The 1,435-nt window shown below is 73.7% G+C and carries 2 protein-coding genes; both read left to right on the top strand.

What is annotated here, in order from left to right; all coding sequences use genetic code 11:
• The first annotated feature begins 166 nt into the window (after positions 1–166).
• A complete protein-coding gene (locus tag KBX53_RS32790) occupies positions 167–715 on the top strand; it encodes a winged helix-turn-helix domain-containing protein (RefSeq protein WP_210863740.1) in 549 nt (182 codons plus the stop codon).
• 247 nt (positions 716–962) lie between these two features.
• Positions 963–1,435 (top strand): winged helix-turn-helix domain-containing protein (locus tag KBX53_RS32785; RefSeq protein WP_210863739.1); only part of this gene is annotated, 473 nt, incomplete at its 3' end.

Below are 1,435 nucleotides of genomic sequence, written 5' to 3'. Positions count from 1 at the left end.
GTGGTCGGTGGGTTCGCGGCCTGGCGGATCGCCGGCCTGCCCGCCCTCGGCCCGACCCCCCTGCACCACCGCGCACCCCACGCGTCCCCGGTCAACGCCGGCCGGACGCGCCGCTGACCGTCACGCCACACCCGGCGTGGCGGCCCACCGCCACTCAGGAGGCACCATGTCCGTCGTCGCCATCCCCACCCGCCGCCACCCTGGGGTACGCCCGGCCCGCCCGCGCACCGGCCCGACCCTGACCATCACCCTCGACCTCGCCCCGGGGCCGCTGAGCCCGCGGTTGGCCCGGCTGGTGCAGCTGCTCGGTGAGCTGGCCGAGTCGGGGGAGGGTCAACTGCGTGCCGTGCGGGACGCCACGCCGGGGCCGCACCCGGTCCCGCCTCCCGACGCCGCCGAGCCGTCCGCCGACGAGGACCATGTCCGCATCCTGGCCGGGTCGCGGACGGTCCGCCGGGGCGACCACGTCATCGCGCTGACGCGCATCGAGTACGAGCTGCTGCTGTTCCTGGCCGAGCGGCCGCGCCGGGTCTTCACGCGCCTGCAACTGCTCTCCAGCGTCTGGGGCTACGAGCACGCGGTGGCCCGGACTGTGGACGTGCACGTCCGTCGGCTGCGCGCCAAGCTGGCCGGCTCGGAGGTGATCACCACGGTCTACGGGGTCGGTTACCGGCTGGCCGACGCGGCGGCGATCAGCGTGGACCACAGCGGCTGAGCGCTGGTCCGGCGGCACGTGACCGGCCTGGTGAACCGGTCGGGGACCCCCGTATCGGGGCATCTCGGCGACTCTGCTGTAATCATCAGGCCTCGTACGCAGAGCGAGCATCTGGCTCCGATGTGTTCGTCAATTGTCACATTCATGCAACGCAGCCGCCTCTTGACCCTCGCCCAGGCGCCGGGAAGCATCGATGAAGCGGCGTCCCGGGCCGTGGGGAGATACCCGGACCAGCCCAAGGAGGACCATGTCGGTCAGCCCCGCCTCGTCGCGCGCCGGATGGCATACGTCCCAGCCCGCGGTGCCCGGTCGACCTCCCGGCGGGCAGCGTCGCCCGGCGAACACCGCCGCGCCCGTGCTCACCGTGACGCTGTCCATCCCGCTGGCCTGTGAGGAGTCGCTGACCCCGGCGGCACGGCGGCTGCTCGAGGCCGCTCGGGAGATGCTGGAACGGGGCGAAGGCGTGATCATCGGTTCGGTCCCGGCCGAACGCCGCCCCGACCAGGCGCCCGCCGCCCGGTCGGCGGCCCGCCCGATGAGCCCGACCATTCCCGCCCTGCACATCCTCGCGTCGTCGCGCTCGGTGCTGCGCGACGACGAGCCGCTGCCGTTGACCCGGCTGGAGTTCGACCTGCTGCTGCACCTGGTCGCGCACCCGCGTCGGGTGTTCACCCGGCTGCAACTGCTCAACGCCGTCTGGGGCTACGAGCACGCCGGCGT

Source organism: Micromonospora sp. M51, assembly GCF_018070305.1.
In the GTDB taxonomy this organism is placed as follows: Bacteria; Actinomycetota; Actinomycetes; order Mycobacteriales; family Micromonosporaceae; genus Micromonospora; species Micromonospora parva.
The sequence above is the reverse complement of the archived record's forward strand: the minus strand, read 5'-3'. Positions and strand labels throughout refer to the sequence as shown.